Annotated in this window: 30 protein-coding genes; all 30 read left to right on the top strand. The window is 64.4% G+C overall.

The window, feature by feature from the left end; genetic code table 11:
• Positions 1-77 precede the first annotated feature (77 nt).
• The 30 genes from ABLE85_RS10810 to ABLE85_RS10955 all read left to right on the top strand — a co-directional run bounded on the left by ABLE85_RS10810 (position 78) and on the right by ABLE85_RS10955 (position 19,765).
• Positions 78-419: a helix-turn-helix domain-containing protein gene (locus ABLE85_RS10810; RefSeq protein WP_348792728.1), complete on the top strand. Its 342-nt coding sequence runs from the start codon at positions 78-80 to the stop codon at positions 417-419.
• Entirely contained in the window at positions 416-667 is a 252-nt protein-coding gene (locus tag ABLE85_RS10815) for a helix-turn-helix transcriptional regulator (protein ID WP_348792729.1), read from the top strand. The genes ABLE85_RS10810 and ABLE85_RS10815 overlap by 4 nt, the downstream gene beginning before the upstream one ends.
• Positions 664-903, top strand: coding sequence for a helix-turn-helix transcriptional regulator (locus tag ABLE85_RS10820; protein WP_348792730.1), 240 nt, complete (start codon positions 664-666; stop codon positions 901-903). Before ABLE85_RS10815 ends, ABLE85_RS10820 begins: the two co-directional genes overlap by 4 nt.
• 14 nt (positions 904-917) lie before the next feature.
• A complete protein-coding gene (locus ABLE85_RS10825) occupies positions 918-1,421 on the top strand; it encodes a hypothetical protein (RefSeq protein ID WP_348792731.1) in 504 nt (167 codons plus the stop codon).
• Positions 1,418-3,541, top strand: coding sequence for a Mu transposase C-terminal domain-containing protein (locus ABLE85_RS10830; protein WP_348792732.1), 2,124 nt, complete (start codon positions 1,418-1,420; stop codon positions 3,539-3,541). Before ABLE85_RS10825 ends, ABLE85_RS10830 begins: the two co-directional genes overlap by 4 nt.
• 27 nt (positions 3,542-3,568) lie before the next feature.
• Entirely contained in the window at positions 3,569-4,315 is a 747-nt protein-coding gene (locus ABLE85_RS10835; protein WP_348792733.1) for an ATP-binding protein, read from the top strand.
• A 2-nt stretch (positions 4,316-4,317) separates the two neighbouring features.
• Positions 4,318-4,929 carry a hypothetical protein gene (locus ABLE85_RS10840; RefSeq protein WP_348792734.1) on the top strand — a complete coding sequence of 204 codons (612 nt, stop codon included), beginning with the start codon at positions 4,318-4,320 and terminating at the stop codon, positions 4,927-4,929.
• A complete protein-coding gene (locus tag ABLE85_RS10845; RefSeq protein WP_348792735.1) occupies positions 4,926-5,303 on the top strand; it encodes a transcriptional regulator in 378 nt (125 codons plus the stop codon). The genes ABLE85_RS10840 and ABLE85_RS10845 overlap by 4 nt, the downstream gene beginning before the upstream one ends.
• Position 5,304: 1 nt before the next feature.
• On the top strand, positions 5,305-5,628 hold the full coding sequence (locus tag ABLE85_RS10850) for a hypothetical protein (protein ID WP_348792736.1): 324 nt from the start codon (positions 5,305-5,307) through the stop codon (positions 5,626-5,628).
• Positions 5,625-5,927, top strand: a complete 303-nt coding sequence (locus ABLE85_RS10855) for a hypothetical protein (RefSeq protein WP_348792737.1) — start codon at positions 5,625-5,627, stop codon at positions 5,925-5,927. The genes ABLE85_RS10850 and ABLE85_RS10855 overlap by 4 nt, the downstream gene beginning before the upstream one ends.
• A gap of 4 nt (positions 5,928-5,931) precedes the next feature.
• Complete coding sequence (locus tag ABLE85_RS10860; RefSeq protein WP_348792738.1) at positions 5,932-6,582, top strand: DUF3164 family protein; 651 nt, start codon at positions 5,932-5,934, stop codon at positions 6,580-6,582.
• A gap of 9 nt (positions 6,583-6,591) precedes the next feature.
• Positions 6,592-6,846, top strand: coding sequence for a hypothetical protein (locus ABLE85_RS10865; RefSeq protein WP_348792739.1), 255 nt, complete (start codon positions 6,592-6,594; stop codon positions 6,844-6,846).
• Positions 6,843-7,127, top strand: coding sequence for a hypothetical protein (locus tag ABLE85_RS10870; protein ID WP_348792740.1), 285 nt, complete (start codon positions 6,843-6,845; stop codon positions 7,125-7,127). The genes ABLE85_RS10865 and ABLE85_RS10870 overlap by 4 nt, the downstream gene beginning before the upstream one ends.
• Positions 7,124-7,579 (top strand): regulatory protein GemA, encoded by a 456-nt coding sequence (locus ABLE85_RS10875; protein ID WP_348792741.1) that lies wholly within the window; start codon positions 7,124-7,126, stop codon positions 7,577-7,579. The genes ABLE85_RS10870 and ABLE85_RS10875 overlap by 4 nt, the downstream gene beginning before the upstream one ends.
• Complete coding sequence (locus tag ABLE85_RS10880) at positions 7,572-7,964, top strand: hypothetical protein (RefSeq protein WP_348792742.1); 393 nt, start codon at positions 7,572-7,574, stop codon at positions 7,962-7,964. The genes ABLE85_RS10875 and ABLE85_RS10880 overlap by 8 nt, the downstream gene beginning before the upstream one ends.
• A gap of 120 nt (positions 7,965-8,084) precedes the next feature.
• Complete coding sequence (locus ABLE85_RS10885; protein WP_348792743.1) at positions 8,085-8,846, top strand: peptidoglycan-binding protein; 762 nt, start codon at positions 8,085-8,087, stop codon at positions 8,844-8,846.
• Positions 8,847-8,869: 23 nt separating this feature from the next.
• Positions 8,870-9,319, top strand: a complete 450-nt coding sequence (locus ABLE85_RS10890) for a hypothetical protein (RefSeq protein WP_348792744.1) — start codon at positions 8,870-8,872, stop codon at positions 9,317-9,319.
• 4 nt (positions 9,320-9,323) lie between these two features.
• Entirely contained in the window at positions 9,324-9,575 is a 252-nt protein-coding gene (locus tag ABLE85_RS10895; protein ID WP_348792745.1) for a hypothetical protein, read from the top strand.
• A complete protein-coding gene (locus tag ABLE85_RS10900; RefSeq protein WP_348792746.1) occupies positions 9,554-9,766 on the top strand; it encodes a hypothetical protein in 213 nt (70 codons plus the stop codon). Before ABLE85_RS10895 ends, ABLE85_RS10900 begins: the two co-directional genes overlap by 22 nt.
• Positions 9,766-10,146 (top strand): DUF2730 family protein, encoded by a 381-nt coding sequence (locus ABLE85_RS10905; protein ID WP_348792747.1) that lies wholly within the window; start codon positions 9,766-9,768, stop codon positions 10,144-10,146. The genes ABLE85_RS10900 and ABLE85_RS10905 overlap by 1 nt, the downstream gene beginning before the upstream one ends.
• Complete coding sequence (locus ABLE85_RS10910; RefSeq protein ID WP_348792748.1) at positions 10,146-10,502, top strand: hypothetical protein; 357 nt, start codon at positions 10,146-10,148, stop codon at positions 10,500-10,502. The genes ABLE85_RS10905 and ABLE85_RS10910 overlap by 1 nt, the downstream gene beginning before the upstream one ends.
• Before the next feature lie 4 nt (positions 10,503-10,506).
• Positions 10,507-11,007 carry a DUF1804 family protein gene (locus ABLE85_RS10915; RefSeq protein ID WP_348792749.1) on the top strand — a complete coding sequence of 167 codons (501 nt, stop codon included), beginning with the start codon at positions 10,507-10,509 and terminating at the stop codon, positions 11,005-11,007.
• Positions 11,007-12,692 carry a phage terminase large subunit gene (gene terL / locus ABLE85_RS10920; protein ID WP_348792750.1) on the top strand — a complete coding sequence of 562 codons (1,686 nt, stop codon included), beginning with the start codon at positions 11,007-11,009 and terminating at the stop codon, positions 12,690-12,692. Before ABLE85_RS10915 ends, terL begins: the two co-directional genes overlap by 1 nt.
• Positions 12,692-14,179, top strand: coding sequence for a hypothetical protein (locus ABLE85_RS10925; RefSeq protein ID WP_348792751.1), 1,488 nt, complete (start codon positions 12,692-12,694; stop codon positions 14,177-14,179). Before terL ends, ABLE85_RS10925 begins: the two co-directional genes overlap by 1 nt.
• Positions 14,176-15,078, top strand: a complete 903-nt coding sequence (locus tag ABLE85_RS10930; RefSeq protein ID WP_348792752.1) for a phage minor head protein — start codon at positions 14,176-14,178, stop codon at positions 15,076-15,078. The genes ABLE85_RS10925 and ABLE85_RS10930 overlap by 4 nt, the downstream gene beginning before the upstream one ends.
• A gap of 153 nt (positions 15,079-15,231) precedes the next feature.
• Positions 15,232-15,867: a hypothetical protein gene (locus ABLE85_RS10935; protein ID WP_348792753.1), complete on the top strand. Its 636-nt coding sequence runs from the start codon at positions 15,232-15,234 to the stop codon at positions 15,865-15,867.
• Complete coding sequence (locus tag ABLE85_RS10940; RefSeq protein WP_348792754.1) at positions 15,864-18,017, top strand: hypothetical protein; 2,154 nt, start codon at positions 15,864-15,866, stop codon at positions 18,015-18,017. The genes ABLE85_RS10935 and ABLE85_RS10940 overlap by 4 nt, the downstream gene beginning before the upstream one ends.
• Positions 18,007-18,672 (top strand): hypothetical protein, encoded by a 666-nt coding sequence (locus ABLE85_RS10945; protein ID WP_348792755.1) that lies wholly within the window; start codon positions 18,007-18,009, stop codon positions 18,670-18,672. Before ABLE85_RS10940 ends, ABLE85_RS10945 begins: the two co-directional genes overlap by 11 nt.
• On the top strand, positions 18,669-19,178 hold the full coding sequence (locus ABLE85_RS10950; RefSeq protein ID WP_348792756.1) for an HK97 gp10 family phage protein: 510 nt from the start codon (positions 18,669-18,671) through the stop codon (positions 19,176-19,178). Before ABLE85_RS10945 ends, ABLE85_RS10950 begins: the two co-directional genes overlap by 4 nt.
• Positions 19,175-19,765: a hypothetical protein gene (locus ABLE85_RS10955; RefSeq protein ID WP_348792757.1), complete on the top strand. Its 591-nt coding sequence runs from the start codon at positions 19,175-19,177 to the stop codon at positions 19,763-19,765. Before ABLE85_RS10950 ends, ABLE85_RS10955 begins: the two co-directional genes overlap by 4 nt.
• Positions 19,766-19,770: the final 5 nt, after the last annotated feature.

A 19,770-nucleotide genomic window follows, 5' to 3' on the forward strand; every position in this document is an offset into this window, starting at 1 on the left:
TGTTCACAGCGGTAATCCCAACTGACTGATCCCCAAAAAAGGCCGGCGCACAACCGGCCCAGAAAAGGAACCCAACGATGACTAAGCGCTCCGTTGCGCGAACGCCTTCCGGCGACTGGCACCCCGAAGAAATCAAGGCCGCCGTCCGTATACAAAAAGACCCGGACGGCCGCCCCTGGTCGCTAGGCAGTCTGGCCATCGCTGCCGGCCTGCCGGAGCATGCCTGCCGCACCGCCCTTCGCGGATCGGATGCGAAGGGTGAAGCTGCGATCGCTATTCTGCTTGACCTGACGCCTCGCGACATCTGGCCGACGCGCTACGACCGGAACGGCGCACGCATCAACCCGCCTCGTCGTTCCGGCAATAGTTTTAGCCTAGGCGATGCCCCCCGTCATTGTGAAAATCAGGAGGCGGCGTGAACATGGGCACCGACACTCGCCCCATGTTGGCCTTGCAGGCCGCGCGCCGTCTGGCGCGTGATCTGGAGAAGCGCAGGAATGTGATGGGTCTGACCCGCTTCGTCCTGTCCCAGCGGTTGCGGGTACCGGTCGACCTTTTGGAAAGGTGGGAGAACGGCCGCTCGTTTCCCAATGCGCCAGATCTGTTCGCCTGGGCGAAGGAGCTGGCCTTCGGCATCGTACTCGCCGACGCGGACGACCGCACATGAGCGCATCATGGAAACTTGCCTACATGCGCCTGGTCGGGCAGTTGCGGCGCGGCCGCGAGCGCATGGGCCTCTACCAGTCCGATATAGCGGACCGGCTCGGCGCCAGCCGCCGCACCTTCCAGCGGTGGGAGGCCGGCGAGGCCGAGCCGAGCGCCAGTCAGCTTTTCCGTTGGGCTGACATGCTCGGCGTCACCATCACATCAGAATTCAGCAAAGCGCCAAATCTGGCGCAATAGGAGCCCGCACTTTCATGGCTCGTCGTCCTTCCTCGACATTCACACAGCCGGGTCAGCCCAGCTTTTTCGACACCCGCCCGGCTATGCCGCTCGCCGAACTCGACAGCGCGATCCGCGAAGCGTTGGGCGATACGCTTGCACTCGCCAAGGCCAATCTCGGGCTCGACCGGCACGACATCGCGGCCGAGGTCAACCGTCTCCAGCCGGTGCCGGAACGCGAATTGACCAAGAACATGCTGGACCGCTTCTGCGCGCCCGGCTCCGGAGACTGGCAGCTTCCTGCGTGGCGCATCCCCGCGCTCTGCCGCGTAACGGAAGACTACCGTCTGCTGACGCTTCTGGTGGAAGCGTGCGACCACAAGGCCGTGCCCAGCGAGGCGGCAACCGTAGCCGAGCTTGTGATGCTGGAGCTGGAGGAGAAACGCATCAAGGACCGGCGCAACGCTCTGCGCAAGGAGCTTTCACCCGGCGCGCTCGAATGGGCCTCCCAGCAGATAGGCAAGGGGGACGGACGATGACCGACCTTTGGTTAAGCGCAAAAGAGATAGCAGCGGCAGGGTTACACAACCTGCCCACATCCAAGGTCTCCGTCATCGACAAAGCCAAGCGCGAAAATTGGCCATCCCGTCCGCGCGCCGGTCGCGGCGGCGGCCGCGAGTATCCAGTTTCAGCCCTGCCGCAAAAGGCCCGTGAGCAACTGCTTTCCCGCGAGCTGTCGGTCGGGTCAGCCGTGCCCGCCACTGTCGCCCTGGCGGAAGTTCCTGCCGTCGCGGAGGAACGCGGCACAACCGGTCTTGCCGATTGGCAGCGCCGCTGCATGGAAGCCCGCGCCGCGATACTGATGGAAGTCGAGCGGCTGGCGCAGATCGGCGGGCAGGAAAAGGCTATAGTTCATCTTCTCGCCACGGCAGATCGCGGCGAGCTGCGCCCCGACCTTCAGGCTCTCATTCCGATTGCCAATGCCAAATCCGGCAAGGAAGGCAAGCGCACGATATCCCGTCGCAGCCTGTTCCGCTGGAAGGCCGAGACGGTGAAGGCCGGCATTGCCGCCCTTGCCCCCCGCGAAGCTGTCATCCAGCAGGAAGTGCCGGCCTGGGCTCCGGCGCTGATGAAGCTCTACCGCGTCCCGACCCAGCGGCCGCTTGCTGCCATCATGGAAGATCTTCCGGCCGCATTGCCGGCAGGCGTGCCGGTGCCGTCCTATTCGGCGGCGCGGCGGTTCCTGAAGAGCGTGTCCGTCGTCGATCGCGAGCGCGGCCGGCATGGACCAAACGGCCTCCTGAAATTCAAGGCGTTCAGGCGGCGTTCAACGGATGATTTAATGCCCTTTGAAATCGTGTCGTCGGATGGTCATTGCTTCAAGGCAGACGTGGCACATCCGATCCACGGCCGCCCGTTCCGGCCGGAAGTCTGCGCCGTCATCGACTTGGCGACGCGCTACGTCTCTGGCTGGTCGGCCGGCCTTGCGGAAAGCGCCCATGTCGTCATGGACGCCATCCGCAGTTCGGTCGAGGCGCACGGCCAGTTCGGAGGTTTCTACACGGATAACGGCTCCGGCTATGTCGGCGAGATGATCGCTGGCGAGGTCACCGGCCTGCTCACGCGCATTGGTGCAACGCCGGTCAACTCCATCGCCGGCCGTGCGCAGTCGCGCGGCAAGGTCGAGCGCCTCCAGGGCACGTTGTGGAAGCGCGCCGCCCGTTCCTTGCCGACCTATAGCGGCCGCGACATGGACAACGAGGCGCGCCGCCGCGTCGTCAAGATCGTCGAGGCGGACATTAAGCGGGCCGGCGCATCGCCGCTCATGATGCAGTGGGACCAGTTCCTGCATTGGGCCGGCGAACAGGTCGAGGCCTACAACAACCGCCCGCATTCGGCCCTGCCCAAGGTCCGCGACCCGCAGACCGGAAAGCTCCGGCACCAAAGCCCGGCCGAGGCGCTTGAGGCCGCCAGGGCGCAGGGCTGGGAACCGATGCTGCTAGGCGACAAGGTTGTGGAAGACCTGTTCCGGCCGCAGCTCCTGCGCACGGCGGTGCGCGGCGAAATCAGCCTGCCATGGGGCCGTTACTTCTCCCACGAGCTGGAGCCGTTCGGCGGCGAGAAGGTTCGGGTCGGTTACGACATCCACGACGGGTCCCGCGTGTGGGTGCGCACCCTGGACAACCGCCTGATCTGCATCGCGCATCGTGACGCCAACGTTGTTCCGGAGATGCCGGCTTCCAAGGTCGAGCACATGCGCCGCGAGCGTGAGAACCGCCGCATCGCGCTGAAGGAACAGCAGATCGCGCTGATCCGGGCCGAGAATGGTCCCGCCCTTCTGGAAATGTCGGCAGAGATGCCGGTCGAGGCCCTGCGGTTTCAGGCCGAGCTTGAGGCCGAGTTTGCACTGTCGGATCGGCTTCCGGTTACGCCGGAACCTGCGGCGGTGTCAGAAACGGGCATTCCGCTCGATCCAGATCAGAGGTTCGCGTTCTGGCATGAGGTCGATGCTGCGATTGCAGCGGGACAGCCCGTCACTGGGCACCTGCGCGGCTGGCATCGCGACTACCAGACGCTTTCCGAATTCAGGGCGCGCAACGACCTGAAAGAACTAACGGCGGCATTCGGGAGTGCCTTCCCGATCGCCGCCGCTGGCTAAGTGCATTCCAATTTGAAGGACTAAATCATGATGCATGACACCTCCGCCGTCAACGCCTTCTCTACAACGGCACCGCTTCGCAACGTCTCGCTTTGCGCCACGGCGCTGGACATCGCCGTCAAGCGCGAACTGCACCTGCCAGGCATGGTCGTGTTCCACGGCCCCAGCGGCTACGGCAAAAGCACCGCCGCCGCCTTCGTCGCCAACCGCCACCGCGCCTATTACGTCGAGGTGAAGGCCAACTGGACGCGCCGCTTCTTCGTCAAGGCGATCCTCAAACAGATGGGCATGCCGGACGAGCGCGGCTCGATCCCGGACCTGATCGAGATGATCTGCGAGCAGCTCGCGCTGTCACAGCGCCCGCTCATCATCGACGAGATGGACAATGTCGTCGCGCGGCGCATGGTCGACATCGTCGAAGACATCTATCGCGGCTCGGCCGCGCCGATGATGCTGATCGGCGAGGAGCGGCTCCCGGCCAAGCTGGCGAAGTGGGAGAAGTTCCACGGCCGCGTGCTCGAATGGGTTGGCGCGCAGCCGGTGCAGCTCGACGACGCCCGCCACCTTCGGCACCTGTACATCCGGAAGGTCGAGATCGCGGACGATCTGCTGGAGCACCTCGTGAAGATCGCGGAAGGCTCGGCCCGCCGCATTGTCACCAATCTGGATCGCATCGCGCAGGCGGCCATTGGCGAAGGCGTCGCCAAGATGGATCGCGCCCGCTGGGGCGACCGCCCGCTCTACACCGGCAAGGCTCCGGCTCCGAGGATTTGATCATGGCGCGTCAACCCATCGACCAGGCGCTGCAGAAGCGTCACCCGATCTCCCGCCAAGCCATTTGGCAGGCGATCCGCAGCAAGCCGGAAGGCTTCTTCTATACCGACCTGGAGCGGGCAACGCGCATCAACCGCGCCACGATCCGCTCCTATGTCGAGGCGCTGCGCGCTGGCGGTTATGTGGATGCGGAACCGGCGGCGAAGTTTGCGCCCGTGCTCTTTCGTCTCGTTCGCGATGTCGGGCACGAAGCCCCGCGTCTGCGGCCCGACGGCGCGCCCGTCACGCAAGGGGCCAGCCGCGAGCAGATGTGGCGGACGATGAAGATCGCCCTGCAGTTCACCGCTGCCGATCTCGCCGTCCAGGCATCGGTGCCCGGCAGTGTCGTGTCCGACGTGGACGCAAAGGACTACTGCAAGCGCCTCGCGGCCGCCGGTTATCTCGCCGTCATCTCAAAGGGGCGCGCGGCTGGCCGGAACGGCACGGTTCCGAGCGTCTACCGCTTTGTCAGAAGCCGTGACACGGGGCCGCTGCCGCCCATGGTGCAACGCCTCAAATCGGTTTTCGACCCGAACCTGAACCAGGTGGTTTGGCAAGAGGAGCCGCGCGCATGACGGCCGGAACCACAACCGCCCTTGAACGTGCGCGCTCGGGCTGGGGCGATGATCTGCCCGACTGGATCGAAGCGCTCGCCATCGCCTGCGACAGCACCAGTCAGGCGAAGGCCGCAAAGGCGATGGGCTACACGCCGGCAGTCGTCTCGACGCTGCTGCGCCGCACCTACGCGGCGGACCTGTCGCGGGTCGAAAAGGCCGCGCGCGGTGCCTTCATGGCCGCAACCGTGGAATGTCCTGTTCTCGGGATCATCTCCGCAGGCCAGTGCGTCCACGAGCAGCGCGCGCCCTTCGACAGCACCAGTCATCAACGCGTCGTCCTCTTCCGCATGTGCCGCTCCGGCAGGTGCCCGCATTCCAGCCATGGAGAGTGAAATGGCAGAACAAGTCAAAATTCTCGAAGTGTCCGACGGGCTGAAGATGCTGCGCGCCTCCTTCGACTTCTATGTCGACGGTAGGGCCACCCCTACGCTTGCCGAATTCCAAGTCATGCAGGAGGCTTGCGACAGCATGTATCGCATCGCGCGCATGCTGGAAAACGAGTTGAGCGTGTACCGCTGGAACGAACACGCCCGCCGCGATCGTGATGTGGAAATGGCCCGCATACTCGACGAAGCGACCCGGCCCGGCAGCAACGTCAAGCTTTTTCCGGTCTTCCATCGACCGATCCTGTCTGACGGCCCGACAGGTGCCGCATGAGCAAGCTCCTCGAACTGGCCACACAGGTCGACGTGCTCGACGTTGCCGGCCGCGTCATCGCCAACCCGCAGCGGCAGGCCGTGGCCGCCAGCGCCGCAGAGATCGTGGCGCTGGCGCACTCCACCGAGCGCTTCTGGGCGGTGTGCCTAGAAGCCGATCTGCTGGTGCGCGCCCTGCAGCTGCCGATCATCGGCAATGACGACCAGGACCATGCGCGAGATGTCGCGATCCAAACCCAGGCGGACGAAGTCGCCCGCCTCATGGCCGCGATCCGCGGCGAAACCCAGCCACAGGAGTAGAACCATGGACGCAGTTATTCTCGAGGACCGCCCAACCGGCGAGCTGGTCGTCAACGGCAAAGCTTACATGCCCGACGCCAAGGGAAACCTAGTACCGAAGGAAGCCGTTCGCGTCGAAAACTTGCTTGAGGACGAGACCGTCCGCAAGGTGATCGGCTACGCCCGCGATCTGTCGGCACAGATTGGCCGCTTCAAGCAGCATACCTTCGACGATCTCAGCGCCTTCGAGGCCGTTCTCGCCCAGGAGTACGGCGCCACCAAGGGCGGCGCGAAGGGCAACAAGACCTTCATGTCCTTCGATGGCCTGATGAAGGTCCAGGTGCAGGTTTCGGACACCATCGACTTCGGCCCGCAGCTCCAGATCGCCAAGGCCCTGATCGACGAATGCCTGGTGGAATGGTCGGCCGACAGCCGCACCGAAATCCGTTCGATCATCACCCGCGCCTTCAATGTCGACAAGGAAGGCCAGATCAACCGATCGGAGATCTTCATGCTGCTTCGCCTTGACATCGAGGACGAGCGCTGGAGGCGCGCCATGGACGCGATCCGCGCGGCCATGCGCGTCGTGGGCTCCAAGCTCTACGTGCGCTGCTACGAGCGCGACCGGGTGGACGCCGACTTCCGCGCCATCACCATCGATCTGGCCAAGGCATAGGAGATCACTGTGAAGGCACTCGACATCGCAAGACTGCGCCGTCTGGTCGACACCATCTCCAACCTTTTGGCCGACGAAAGCCAGACCGCGCGCGGCGTCATCGGCCACCTCGTTGAGGTCGAGGGCGCAGGCCTGACCGAGGGTGCGGAATACCGCCTACGCCTCGCCGGCGTCACCACCACTTGCACCGCCGGCCACCATGGTCTGCTGCGCAACTGGCAGAACGCCGCGCGTCGTCAGATCGAGCGGAGGGTCGGCGAATGACCATCATCTATCTCGATGCCGAGGTAGCGATCCGCAATTACACCGCAACGGTGAAGGGATCGCGCTCTATCGTGCGTGTCGAGTTCGAAGTGACCGAGCCCGGCGCTTTAGGTTTCTTTTTGGCAGACATCGGTCGCGCAAAGATGGAGATCGAGGCCGCACGGAAATCCGCAGCGTCGCAAAAGAAGGCGACGCGCAAGGAAAAAACCCGCTCGATCGGCCACACGGAACTGCTGGCGCTGCCGTACTTCGGAGGCAATGAGCCGGAAGGTGTCGCATGAAGCCGCGCCTCGCATCTCATAGCCCAGCCGTCGAAGCCGAGCGTGCCAAGTCCGAGCTGCGCAAGATACGCCTGGGATGCACCAAGCTCGGCCTCTCCGACGACGATCGCCGCGACCTCATGCAACGGCTCGCCAACGTCCGTTCAAGCACCCAGTTAACGGCCGTTGGGCGGCGCAAGATGCTCGACTATCTGGCGCGGCAGGGCGCGTTCAAGGGCACGCCGCGCTCCTCCTACCCGGAAGGTCACCCGCGCATGGCACGGGCGCTCTGGATGAAGCTTGCCCACGATGGCGTGATCAGGAACGGGTCCGATCGGGCGCTGGACGCCTTCGTCCAGAAACAGACCGGCCGCCGCGTGTCCTCGGCGCGCTTCCTGACCGATCCGGCGATCGGCTCAAGGATCGTCGAGGCGCTGAAGTCGATGGCGGCGCGCGGAGGCGGTGATGGCTGACGGCATCGACACCTCTGGCTGGCCCGAAAGCCTGCTCGACCTCGTCGAGATAATCGGCGTTGGCCCGGCCCTTCGCTTCGTCGACGCCTATGCAGGCCGCGATTATGTGTATATTCCGGAGAAGCTGACCGAGGGTCACCATCTCATCCAGGCGGTCGGCGAGACGGCCGCGCTTCAGCTTGTCGACGCGGCCGGTCGCGACCGCTTCCCGGTCCCGACAATGGCCGTGCGGCGCAACCTTGCCCGCAAGCAGCTCATTCGCGAGGCGGAGGGCTCGACCAGCGAAGTCGCCCGCCGTCTCGGCGTCTCGCCGCGCTGGGTGCGCGAGGTTCGCAACGAGCCGCGCGGCGACGATCGCCAGATGGACCTTTTCGAGCGCGACTAAGTCCTTCGTTTCCGCCTGCGTGGCGGAAGCAATGCCGGTTACGCCATTCTAAGATGTCCGGCCAGATGGGTCCATGACCTGTCTATTTTGCACAAACCATATCACCGTGAAGGTGCTGCCATGACCGCGCTTCTCCAGCGCGGCAGCAAGGGCAATGCCGTCCGCTCCCTTCAATCATCGCTCAATGAGATCGGCATCCCGTCGCCGCGCCTTATGGTCGATGGCGATTTCGGGCCGGCCACGGAGCGCGCCGTTCGCGCCTTCCAGAAGGATTTCGGCCTCGTAGTCGACGGCATTGCCGGGCCGCAGACGTGCACCGCGCTCACCCGCGCGACCGAGCCGGTCAAGCCCGGCCGCACCGAACCCGACAAAAGCGCGATGACGCAGCCTGCGCCGATAGCCCAGGCGCATATCTCCCAGGCCGCTCCGCCTCCCAATGCCGCCAGCTTGCGCTGGCTCGATACCGCGCGACAGATCAGCGAAATCTTCATTCACTGCGCGGCCACGCCCGAAGGGAAAGACTTCACCGTTGCCGACATCCGCGCCTGGCACAAGCAGCGCGGCTTTTCGGACATCGGCTATCACTATGTCGTCTACCGCGACGGCAGCGTCATGGAAGGGCGGCCAATCGGGCAGATTGGCGCGCATGTCGAAGGTCACAACACCGGCACCATCGGCGTTTCCTACATCGGCGGCGTCACGGCCGATGGCAAGGCCGCCAAAGACACGCGCACTCTCGCCCAGCGCTCTTCGTTGTTGTGGCTGACCCAGCAGCTGGTTGCCAAGCATCACGTCAAGCGCGTGCGCGGCCACAATGAGGTGGCCGCCAAAGCCTGCCCCTCCTTCGACGTGCGGAATGATCCGCTCGGCGCTCTCGCCTGAAAACAGCCCTTACAGGAGTCATCATGCGTGCTTTACAGATACTGGCCTTTGCGGTCGCCATTCTCATAATCGCATGGATTGTTGCTGGACCCGCCTTTGCAGCGGACGGCGCATTGCCGGCAACATCCCTGCTTGAGCCGATCCGTGCCTATCTGGTCGAGATCGGCGGCGTTCTCATCGTTGCCTTCGTCGGCTGGCTGTCGAGCTGGTTGCGGGCGACCTTCAAGCTTGAACTGGATGCGCGTCATCGTGATGCGCTGCACTCGGCGCTGACCAATGGCGCGGCGCTTGTTCTGAAGAAGCTCGACACGGCGGCGGCCGGCAAGTCGATCCCGATCGGCAACGCCATCGTCGGGACGGGTATCGAATATGTGCTGACCTATTCGCCCGACGCCGTCGCCTATTTCGGCCTCACGCCGGAGCGCGTCGGTGAGCTTCTCCGCGCCCGGCTGATCCCGGCCGGGCAGGTCTGATCCGATGGACTTCACGTTGATCTTGATCGTCGGTCTCGTCGTCGCCGTGCTTGCCGCCCTGGTCTGGGCGCACCGGGCAGGCGCGGCGAAGTCCGAGGCCGAAGCCGCCCGCAACATGGCGTCGGCGCAAGCGGCTGCTGCGGTCGAGCGCCTGAAGATGCAGGCGGAGGCCGCTCGCATCGAGCGCGAAGTCAGTGACCTCACCGAGGCGGAACTTGAGGCGGAGTTGAGCGCATGGTCAAGATCGCGGCGCTGAGCCTCGCCATTGTCGTCGCCGGATGCACTACCGCGCCGGAGCCGGTCGCGGACCCCCGAGCCGTGTGGTGCGAGCACAACCAACCGCGCCGCCCTTCATCAATCGAAATTGCCGCCATGCCGCTGCCGGAAAAGCTTTCGGCCGTCGAGCACAACCGTAAGGGCGCACTGTGGTGCGGCTGGAGACCTTGATGGACGAAGTCCTGCGTTATTGGCCCATTCTGGTCTTTGCGATGAATCTGCTGATTGGCTGGGTTCTGTGGTCGATGACGGCAAAGTTCGCCACGAAAAACGACATCGCCGAACTTCAGAAAAAGGTCAGAGACGACGTGCAGGCGGTGTCCGGTTCTCTTGGGGCAGTGAGCGGGCGGGTCGCTGTCATCGAAAGTGAGCTGGAGCATATCCCGAATTCCACCCAGCTTCATGAAACCAATATCCGCCTGGAACGCGTGATCGGGCAGTTGGAGGCGGCGAAGTCCGATTATGGCCACATCCTCAACCGGCAGGCCCGGCTTGAAGATGGGTTGATCCGCCACGATCAGATTTTGAGTGATGCGGCGCGAGGTAGATGATGAGTGATCTTGAACGATATGGCGATGCCTGGACGCGGCACCTGCGGCTGGCCATCCTGCGCGCGCTTCTCGACCTGAAGGGCAAGACCGGTCATGAAAGCCTGCTCACCGACATGGTCGGCGCGGTCCACATCATGGCCGATCGCGAGCAGGTCCGCGCCGAGGTGATCTGGCTTCACAAGGAAGAGATGGTGCTTGCCGACGTGAAGCATGGTGCTTTGTGTGCCACGCTGACCGAGCGCGGCATCAACATCGCCGAGGGGCGCAGCGATCATCCCGGCGTCAAGCGTCCGAACGTGACGGCCGGCATCGGTCGCACGCTCCTCGAAATCTCGCTCGACAGCCTGAAGCGGTAGAGCCATGGCGCATCCGCCCGAACTGCGTGCCAAGCTTCGCGCCGCCTATGTCCATGAGCGGCTGAACATGGAACTCGCGGCTGAAAGGGTCGGCGTCTCTTATGCGACCGCGCGGCGCTGGAAGAGCGACGCGGAGAACGAGGGCGACGATTGGGAAAAGGCGCGCTCCGTCGCGCGCATCTCGGCCGATGGCATGCAGACCGTCGCCCAGATGCTCGCTTCCGATTTTGTCCCTGTCCACCAGGCCGTCATGGAGGAAATCCGTTCCGCGGCCGGCGTCGATCCGCTGAAGAAGGCCGAGGCCCTTGCCAAGCTCGCCGACGCTGTCACCAAGACGGCCGCCGCGATCGGCCGCTTCTCGCCGGAGATGTCGCGCCTGGCCGCCGCCAATGATTGCATGAAGGCCTTCGGCGAATTCGTGATGTCCGACCATCCGCACCTTGCCGAAGGGCTGCTGGAGGCGATGGAGGCGTTCATTCCGGTCCTGACCAAAGAGTTTGCGTGATGGCGCGCCGGCCGAGGAAGGCGAGCACCGCCGACCTGAAGAAGGAGCTTGAGGCTTACGCCGCCGAGCTGCGCCGCCGCATCGAGGCCGAGGTGATCGGCCTGGACGACAGCCCTGCCGCCATCGCCGACCGTCGCGCCCAGGCGCTGGCCCCGGACGGCTTCGAGTTCTTCTGCCGGACCTACTTCCCCCACTACATCAAGTCGGCGGAAAATAGCCGGCTTCACGTCTATCTCTATCAGCGCCTGCCGGAAATCCTTGACGATCCGGCCGGGCAGAACGATGTCATCGCCGCCCCGCGCGGCGAGGCCAAATCCACCATCTGCACCCAGCTCTTTTCGCTCTGGTGCGTGGCCAAAAGGGCGAAGTGGTACATCCTCGTCCTGATGGATGCCTTCGACCAGGCCGCGACCATGCTTGCCGCGATCCGGGCCGAGCTGGAAGCAAATCCGCGCCTTCAGCTCGACTTTCCGGAAATCTGCGGCGAAGGCCGGGTGTGGAAGGAAGGGGTGATGGTGACGCGGAACGGCGTCAAGATCGAGGGCGCTGGTTCCGGCAAGCGCCTGCGCGGCCGCCGCCATGGTCCGCATCGTCCCGATCTCGCCATCCTCGACGACATCGAGAATGACGACAACGTCCGGAGCCCCGAGCAGCGCGACAAGCTGGAGGGCTGGGTGGATAAGGCCGTGCTCAACGTCGGTGCGGCGGACGGGTCGCTCGATGTGATCTATATCGGCACCACGCTGCATTATGACGGCGTGCTGGCCCGCAAGCAGCGCAATCCGCTCTGGCGCAGCATCAAATTTGCCTCCATCCGGCGCTGGCCCGATCGCCGCGACCTGTGGGACCAGTGGGAGGAAGTCCTGCGCAACGAGGGGCCTGCTGCGGCCGACGAGTTCTATGCCGAGCGCAAGGCCGTGATGGATGCCGGCGCGGAAGTGAGCTGGCCGGGCGTCCGTCCGCTCGTCGCGCTGATGCGCCTGCGCGTCAAGATCGGTCATGCCGCCTTTGACAGCGAGCAGCAAAACGATCCGGTCTCCAATGAGGATGCGCTGTTCGGCGCGCCGATCTTCTGGGTTGAGACCAGCGACTGGATATTCTTCGGGGCCTGCGATCCGTCATTGGGCAAGAACAACCGCGCCCGCGACCCGAGCGCCATCCTGGTCGGCGGCTTGAATCGGGAAACCGGCGTGCTCGACGTGGTCGAAGCCCTGATCCGGCGACGGCTCCCCGACCGCATCATTGAGGACATCATCACGCTGGAGGAGGAATATCGCTGCCTGCGCTGGGCGATCGAGAGCGTCCAGTTCCAGGAGTTCTTGCGTCAGCAGCTCGTGACGCGCTCGGCGGTGCGCGGCATTCCGGTGCCAGCCGTGCCCGTCATCCCGACAACGGACAAGGCGCTGCGCATCGAGCGGCTTCAGCCGCATGTCGCCAACGGGCTGATCCGGTTTTCCTCGACGCAGACGGCGCTGCTCGACCAGATGCGCCACTATCCTATGGTCGATCACGATGATGGGCTCGACTGCCTCGAAATGCTCTGGAGTATCTCGCTCAACCGCACCGCCCCGGCCGGCGCGACAGTGCCGCCGCCATCATCGGTTCCGGTGTCTGGCGCGGGCAATCTTGCGGCACGACTGGCAGCGCTGGCGAAAGGTGGCCGGCGCATGTTCGGGAGACGTTGATGGGACTGTTAAACGGGGCGTTGAAGCTTCTGTTCGGGGGCAAGTCGCAGACTGTGATGGTCGAGGCCGATGGCGCGGTCGAGGCCGCTGGTGTGGATGTGGATGCCGAACCCGGCTGGCATCGCCTTTCCGGTGGGTCCAGTAAGCGCGATCTGTCGCCGCTATCGCAGACTCGCATGCAGGAACTGGCGGCGCACGTCTGGGAAAGCAATCGCCTCGCCAATCGTCTGATTGAACTTCCGGTCGCCTTCCTGCTTGGCGAAGGCGTGCGCCTGGAAGTCGACGATGAGGAAGCGCAGGGCTGGCTGGATGATTTCTGGAATGATCCGATCAACCGTCTCGACCTGAACATGGAAAAGCACGTCAGGGAGCTGGCGCTGTTCGGCGAACAGTGCTGGCCTGTCTTTGTCAACGAGGTGAACGGTCATGTTCGCCTGGGCAAGGTCGATCCGGCCGCGATCGACCGGGTCGTCACCGATCCGGACAATGCCGGCATGGCGATCGGCGTCGTTGTCAGAAAGCCAGGTGGCGGCCGCAAGGTCTATCGCGTCATCTATCCAGGCGAAGAGGACATTTTCGGTGAGGGCGCGCGGCGCATGCGCGCGCGCATGATGGCAGGAGATTGTTTCTTCTGGCGCATCAACGATCTTTCGACCGGCCGGCGCGGGCGCTCCGATCTCCTGTCGGCCATCGACATCGTCGATGCGCACGAGCAGCTGATCTTCGGCGAGGTCGAGCGCGCTGTGGCGCTACGCCAAGTCATCTGGGATGTGACAATCAAAGGCGCGACGCCGGAGGAGGTCACCGAACGGGCCCGGACGATCGAGCCACCGTCGCCATTGTCTGTTCGCGTCCACAACGAGAACGAAGAGTGGAACGTCCTCTCGCCCAATCTGGCGGCGGCCGACGCGACCGAGACGCTGCGCACGACGCGCAATTACGCGCTCGGCGGTGCCACGATCCCGTCATTCTGGATGGCGGATGGCGGCGACGTGAACCTTGCCACCGCGTCGAGCATGGGCGAGCCGACCTATAAGGTGTTTTCGCAGCGCCAGCGGCTGTGGAAGGCGATCCTTCAGGACGTTGCGCGGTTCGTGATCCGCAATCGCCTTACCGCCATCGGCATGCCGGAGCTGGCGAATGATCCTGACTATCTGCCGCGCGCGGTGTTCCCCGAGCTGACAGCGCGCGACGTGACGAAATACGCGGCCGCACTTCAGCAGGTTGTCGTGTCCGTTTCGCAGGCCGTCCAGGCGAACGTCATGTCTCGCGAGACGGCGGTGCGCCTCATTGCCATGGTGGCGGGCCTTCTCGGGCTGGAGGTGGACGCGACCGAAGAATTGGACACGGCGACAAAGGAGGCCGCTCGCCGAGCGGAAAACGATGTCTTCCGCGATCCGCCGTCGTCGGCTTTCTCGATCTCGCCATATCCGTCCCGTGACGGGCTGGAGCCGGGAGAGGATGCAGAACCCCGTGAGGCAGCGTGACGGGAGACAATAAGGAGCGCGGTCGGCGCTTTGACCGCGAGCGTCAGAAGGTGTTGCGTGAGGGCGTGGCGATCCAGCGCGACACGGCCGATCAGCTCAAGACGCTGCTTGGCCAGGCCGAAAAGCGCATCGCCAAAATCCTGAAGGCTGCGCCCAGCGACTTCCGGCACTGGCAGCTAACCGAGTTGCAACGGCAGGTGCGCGCCGAGCTGGCCAAGTTCCAGCCGGATGCCGTCGCCACCCTGAACGCCGGCCTCGACCGCTCTCATGCAACAGGCCAGGGATTGGTCGATCGGCCATTGATGGCGGGCGGTGTCGATATCAGCGGCGATCTGATGCGCCTGGACGTGCGCAAGCTCGATGCCACGCGGGTGTTCATGGTCGATCGCGTCAAGGACATTTCCGAGCAGGCGGCAGCGAAGATCACCACCGACCTTGCCATGGCGGTGACCGGCGTGCTGTCGCCCGAGGATGTGGCGAAGAACGTGGCCGGCGTCCTTCAGGATGGCGGCATGAAGCGCGCGCGCACCATCGTACGCACCGAACTGGGCCGCGCCTTTTCGGAAGCCGCGCAGGAGCGACAGACACAGGCGCAGGCGATATTGCCCGGCCTGAAAAAGCAGTGGCGGCGGTCAGGCAAGATTCACAGCCGTTTCGAGCATGACGCGATTGACGGGCAGATCAGAGATGTTGATCAGCCGTTCGATCTTCCGAATGGCGTCAGGCTGATGTATCCACGCGATCCGGCCGGGCCGATCGAGGAAGTCATCAATTGTGGCTGCTCCTCCATTCCATATATGGAGAGCTGGACGGTGATGCGGCCGGGTCGGCAGCAAGTGACGGACGACGAACGCGCTCGGAGCCGGGGCAAGCGGATCATTTCGGACGCATTCGAATAGAAGCCCGTGGACGGCCGCCTCGACGTTTTGGCATGTTCGCCCTATCTTTTTGATTCGCGCGCGTCCTGCCCCGTTTAATCACCGTTTAATGAGCCGCTCATTCCGCTTCGGCGGAAGCGCTTCCGGTTAGCCGCGACCGATACTCTCGCCATTGTGCTTGCAGACCCGATTGTCTGCGGAGAAGCACGCGTGGCGAAGAGCCCTCAAACTACTCAGAAAAATACAGGCCCGACCTCGGCTCCTGGCGTCGAAACGCCGGCAACGCAGCCTAACGGCGACACTGTCGCGGCCACGGATGACAGGAACGCTGCCGGGGCTCAGCACCTTGCCGGCACCTCATCGCCAAACGATCCCGAGAAGGAAGCCGACAAAGGGGCCCAGGCCGATGCGAAGGGGGAAGCGATCGCCAAGGAGCCGGCAACTGCATCTCCCGCGCTGGCTTCGCTCGACCCGCTGGAAATCCACCAGACCGCGCGCGCGACACTTCTGGGAACGATAGGCGACTGGAGCGCGTCCGGTGTGAGGGAGGTTGCGCGTGTCCGGTCGCTGGTTGACGAGCATGGAGATTGGTCGCCCGAGGAGTTGGGCGAGTTTCGTGCCGCCTTCTCGGCGCTTGCCGATGCAGCCCGAGATGCGGCTTTGGTGTTGGGCGCGTGCTATATTCAGGGCCTTGAGGCGCTGAAAGAGAAGCTCGTCGCGGAGGGCTATGGCCCGGCCGACGTGCTGAGCATCAGCAAAAATGGCAGGATCGCGGTGACGCGCGACGGTCGAAAGATTGGTCTGTCGTGAAGGGCCTTCTTGCCGAAGCCATCCAGTCCGACGGATCGACGGGCAGCTACACGGTGCGCGTCATCGCGGCCGGCCTATCGAAGAACCGCACCGTCTATCCGGCCGCCGTCCTGCGCGAGGCCGCGCCGCTGTTTGAAGGCGCGCGCGTTTTCGCGCTTTCCGACCGCGAGCACCTGGCCATGTCCGGCAAGGACGTGCGCAACCTGATCGGCGGCCTCTCCGCGCCGGTCTTTGTCGAAGGGGCTACGCCCGACCAGGGCGAGATACAGGCCACTCTCACGCTGATCGTCGGCGAGAGCGATCCTGTCGCCACCCGCCTGCGCGAGGCTGTTTCGCGCAGCATGACCCATCTTTTCGGCCTGTCGATCGCTGTCGAAGGCGCGAGCCGTCCAGGACCTGGCGGAACGCGCACGGCCGAAAGCTTTTCCAAGGTCCATTCAGTCGATCTGATCGTCGAGCCCGGCGCGGGCGGCCAGATCATCAATTTTGCCGAAGCCGTCGCCCAAGGAGCGCTCATGAACCGCGATGAACTTTTGAACCTGATCAGGAACGCCAATCCGACCCTGCTGGAAGGCAAGGACGAGGCAGCTCTTACCGACGAGGAGCTGAAGGCGATCCTGTCCGAGGCCCTGAAGCGGCAGACGCCGGTCGATCTGATCACCGAAGCCGCCGATATTTTCATGGTGATGAGCCGCGAGGAAATCATTGCCGGCATCAATGCGATCGATCCCGTCCTGCTGGAGGGCAAGGACGTTGCCGCCATGGGTGACGACGATCTTCGCGCCATCCTCGGCGCGGCGATGACGCCGCCGCCGGAAGAGGAAAAGAAGGTCGAAGAACAGGAGCAGCAGAAGGGCCAAATTGCCGCCGCCATGGTGGAGGCCGTTGTTTCGCGCCGCCTCGCGCTCGATCGCCGTCTTTCGGCCTGCGGTCTGCCGCAGTCGGCGAAGGAGCGGGTTCGCAAGGAATTTTCCGGTCGCACGACCTTTACGGAGGCGGAAGTGGTGAAGCGTATCGCTGACGAGGGTCGTTATCTGTCCGGCCTGGGCGTCGGTGGCGGACAGGTCAAGGGACTTGGCGCGACTGTCGGCGACGGCCCCCGCGAAAAGGGGCGGACAATGCTGGAAGCCTTCTTCGACCCGGCGCACAAAGACCATCGCCACGCCCGGTCCATCAAGGACTGCTATGTCCATCTGACCGGCGACGCCAAGGTGACCGGCCGGGTGAACAAGTCGGCGCGTTTCACCGAAGCGCTCGACAGCACGTCGTTCTCGGAAGTCCTCGGCGATTCGATCACGCGGCGCATGATCGCCGACTATCGCACCGCGACCGAGTTCGATATCTGGCGCGAGCTCACCGGCGCACCGGTACCGATCAACGATTTCCGTACCCAGGAGCGCACCCGCTTCGGTGGTTATGGCGATCTCCCGATCGTTGCCCAACGGGGAAGCTACGATCCGCTGACCAGCCCCGAAGACGAGGCGGCGAGCTATGCGGTCGCCAAGCGCGGCGGCACCGAAACCGTCACCCTTGAGATGATCAAGAACGACGATGTTGGTGCCATCCAGCGCATTCCCACGCGGCTGTCGCGCGCGGCCAAGCGCACGCTGTCGAAGTTCGTGCTAGATTTCATCCGGCAGAACCCGACCGTTTACGACGGCAAGAAGCTGTTCCATGCCGATCACGGCAACCTTCACACCGACGCGCTTTCGGCTGCGGCCTATGCGGCCGCGCGTCTCGCCATGGTCAAGCAGCAGGAGTTCGGCACGGCCGATGCGATCGGCGTTGGCCCGAAATATCTTTGGGTGCCGCCGGAGCTGGAGGAAGCCGCTTACAACATCTTCCAGCGCGCGACGAACCTCGACAAGACGTTCGTGCAGACTTTGGTGCCGACCATCGTGCCGGTCTGGTACTGGACGGATGGCAACGATTGGGCGATTTCGGCCGATCCGCTCGATATCCCGACCGTCGAAATCGGCTTCCTGGACGGCAACGAGGAACCCGAGCTGTTCGTCCAGGACAGCCCGACTGTCGGCAGCTTCTTCACGAACGATGAGATCACCTACAAAATCCGTCACATATACGGCGGCGCGGCGGTCGATTTTCGTGGCGTAGCCAAATCAGTCGTGCCGGCCGAAGATGCTGGCTGACCTGCAAACGCTTGTTGACGACATGGTCCGCGACGATGCCGCGCGCATCGACGCGGACCAGCGCGACCGCGCGATTGCGCTGGCGCTGGTCCAATATGGCCGCGACCGGCCTCGGCGTTTCGTTTCCGATGTGACGATGCCCGAAGACGGCCTTATCGAACTGCCGGAAGGTGCGCGCGCCATCCTCACCGTGGAATATCCGGTCGGTCTGCGCCCGCCGCGTTTCCTCTCGCCGCATCAGTGGTCGCGATATGACGCTCCGGAAGGCCCGCGCGAGCTGGTCAGTGGGGTCGCGACCGGCGCGACGATGCGTGTCACGTTCGGCGGCGCGCATGCGCTGACCGAGGATCAGGACACGGTTCCGCCAGAGGACCGTGAGGCGCTGACCAGCTATGCGGCCGCCATCCTCTTCGACCAGGTCGCCGCCATGACCTCCGGCGACGGCAATCCGACCATCCCGGCTGACGCGGTCAACCATGGCGCGAAGCCCGAGAATTTCGCCAAGCGGGCCGAGCGTTGGCGGCAGCGCTATCATGACCTGTTGGGCATCGACGTGAAGCGCACGAAGGCCGCAAGCGTTGTGGTGCAGACGCCTCTTGCCTCGACCACAGGCGGCTCCAGGCTGACCCACGGACGCGGGAGGTTCCGCCGGTGAACGAACCTGACGTCTCCGTTCGGCTCGAAGCCGACGGCCTGCGCCGCCTAATGACGCAGGCTCCGGACATCGTCATCGAGGAGCTGACGACCGGCGTCACGGAAGCGTCGATGCTCGCCGAGCGCGAGATCCGCGAGCGCACCCCGACCAGCGGAGCCGGCACCCTGCGCGAGTCGATCGGCGCGATGCCGGTCGAGTTCGCCCAGGAGGTGGTGCGCGGCGGCGTGGCGACCAGCCTGCCTTATGCCGTGCCCGTCGAAACCGGCTCGAAACCGCATATGCCGCCGATCTCGCCCCTGGTGGACTGGGTCGAACGCAAGCTGGGCCTGCGCGACAAGGAAGCGCAAGGCGTTGCCTGGGCGATCGCCAGAAAGATCGCGAAGCAAGGAACGCAAGGCGCTTTCATGTTCCGCGACGGCTTCGCCGCGGTCGAGCCTCAGATCATGGCCATCCTCGGCGCTGCAATCGAGCGCGCCACGGCCCGCATTGCGGCAGGTGAACGATGAGCACGAGCCTTGAGACCATCCGCGCCGCGATCCGCCACCGCATGCTGGAGATCGCCGGCATCGGCGTCATCCATGCCTACGAACGCTATGCGGCTCGGGAAAAAGAGTTTGCCGAGCTTTACATGTACGGGCAGGCCGACCAGCCGAAGCGCCTTCTGGGCTGGCACATCCACCGCGTTGCCACGCGCGAATTCGCCTACTCGTCTTTGCAGAACCGCGTCGAGATCGACTTTGCCATTCGCGGCTGGATGGCGATCGAGGACGCCCGCCAGACCGAAATCCTCATGGACGGCCTGGTCGAGAAGCTCCGCGCCGCCTGGAGGCGCGATCCGTCGTTCAACGGTATCTTCAACGCGCCCATTACCGACGGCCAACCCTTCGGCCTCCAGCTTGTAGAGAGCCAGCCGTACATGCTTGGCGGCGTGCTCTGCCACGGTGTCCGCCTGTCCTTCACCGGGGGGCTTCTCCTCTCCATCGAGGACGATCCGGCCGAGTGGGACGATTTCGCGCGCTTCGCCGCCGAGTGGCCGACGCCTCCAACCGCCTCCGACCTCGTCAACCTTCCCATCCAGGAGCCAGAACCGTGACCAGC

It is taken from the genome of Mesorhizobium sp. KR1-2 (assembly GCF_040045035.1).
GTDB lineage: Bacteria > Pseudomonadota > Alphaproteobacteria > Rhizobiales > Rhizobiaceae > Pseudaminobacter.

Excerpts from the sequence above, each read along its gene's own strand:
- ABLE85_RS10835 (WP_348792733.1), top strand. The coding sequence starts at position 3,569 with ATGATGCATGACACCTCCGCCGTCAACGCCTTCTCTACAACGGCACCG.
- ABLE85_RS10845 (WP_348792735.1), top strand. The coding sequence starts at position 4,926 with ATGACGGCCGGAACCACAACCGCCCTTGAACGTGCGCGCTCGGGCTGG.
- ABLE85_RS10825 (WP_348792731.1), top strand. The coding sequence starts at position 918 with ATGGCTCGTCGTCCTTCCTCGACATTCACACAGCCGGGTCAGCCCAGC.
- ABLE85_RS10875 (WP_348792741.1), top strand. The coding sequence starts at position 7,124 with ATGAAGCCGCGCCTCGCATCTCATAGCCCAGCCGTCGAAGCCGAGCGT.
- ABLE85_RS10945 (WP_348792755.1), top strand. The coding sequence starts at position 18,007 with ATGCTGGCTGACCTGCAAACGCTTGTTGACGACATGGTCCGCGACGAT.
- ABLE85_RS10880 (WP_348792742.1), top strand. The coding sequence starts at position 7,572 with ATGGCTGACGGCATCGACACCTCTGGCTGGCCCGAAAGCCTGCTCGAC.
- terL (WP_348792750.1), top strand. The coding sequence starts at position 11,007 with ATGGCGCGCCGGCCGAGGAAGGCGAGCACCGCCGACCTGAAGAAGGAG.
- ABLE85_RS10900 (WP_348792746.1), top strand. The coding sequence starts at position 9,554 with ATGGTCAAGATCGCGGCGCTGAGCCTCGCCATTGTCGTCGCCGGATGC.
- ABLE85_RS10895 (WP_348792745.1), top strand. The coding sequence starts at position 9,324 with ATGGACTTCACGTTGATCTTGATCGTCGGTCTCGTCGTCGCCGTGCTT.
- ABLE85_RS10910 (WP_348792748.1), top strand. The coding sequence starts at position 10,146 with ATGAGTGATCTTGAACGATATGGCGATGCCTGGACGCGGCACCTGCGG.
- ABLE85_RS10915 (WP_348792749.1), top strand. The coding sequence starts at position 10,507 with ATGGCGCATCCGCCCGAACTGCGTGCCAAGCTTCGCGCCGCCTATGTC.
- ABLE85_RS10855 (WP_348792737.1), top strand. The coding sequence starts at position 5,625 with ATGAGCAAGCTCCTCGAACTGGCCACACAGGTCGACGTGCTCGACGTT.
- ABLE85_RS10905 (WP_348792747.1), top strand. The coding sequence starts at position 9,766 with ATGGACGAAGTCCTGCGTTATTGGCCCATTCTGGTCTTTGCGATGAAT.
- ABLE85_RS10810 (WP_348792728.1), top strand. The coding sequence starts at position 78 with ATGACTAAGCGCTCCGTTGCGCGAACGCCTTCCGGCGACTGGCACCCC.
- ABLE85_RS10850 (WP_348792736.1), top strand. The coding sequence starts at position 5,305 with ATGGCAGAACAAGTCAAAATTCTCGAAGTGTCCGACGGGCTGAAGATG.
- ABLE85_RS10840 (WP_348792734.1), top strand. The coding sequence starts at position 4,318 with ATGGCGCGTCAACCCATCGACCAGGCGCTGCAGAAGCGTCACCCGATC.
- ABLE85_RS10925 (WP_348792751.1), top strand. The coding sequence starts at position 12,692 with ATGGGACTGTTAAACGGGGCGTTGAAGCTTCTGTTCGGGGGCAAGTCG.
- ABLE85_RS10820 (WP_348792730.1), top strand. The coding sequence starts at position 664 with ATGAGCGCATCATGGAAACTTGCCTACATGCGCCTGGTCGGGCAGTTG.
- ABLE85_RS10955 (WP_348792757.1), top strand. The coding sequence starts at position 19,175 with ATGAGCACGAGCCTTGAGACCATCCGCGCCGCGATCCGCCACCGCATG.
- ABLE85_RS10860 (WP_348792738.1), top strand. The coding sequence starts at position 5,932 with ATGGACGCAGTTATTCTCGAGGACCGCCCAACCGGCGAGCTGGTCGTC.
- ABLE85_RS10890 (WP_348792744.1), top strand. The coding sequence starts at position 8,870 with ATGCGTGCTTTACAGATACTGGCCTTTGCGGTCGCCATTCTCATAATC.
- ABLE85_RS10870 (WP_348792740.1), top strand. The coding sequence starts at position 6,843 with ATGACCATCATCTATCTCGATGCCGAGGTAGCGATCCGCAATTACACC.
- ABLE85_RS10830 (WP_348792732.1), top strand. The coding sequence starts at position 1,418 with ATGACCGACCTTTGGTTAAGCGCAAAAGAGATAGCAGCGGCAGGGTTA.
- ABLE85_RS10885 (WP_348792743.1), top strand. The coding sequence starts at position 8,085 with ATGACCGCGCTTCTCCAGCGCGGCAGCAAGGGCAATGCCGTCCGCTCC.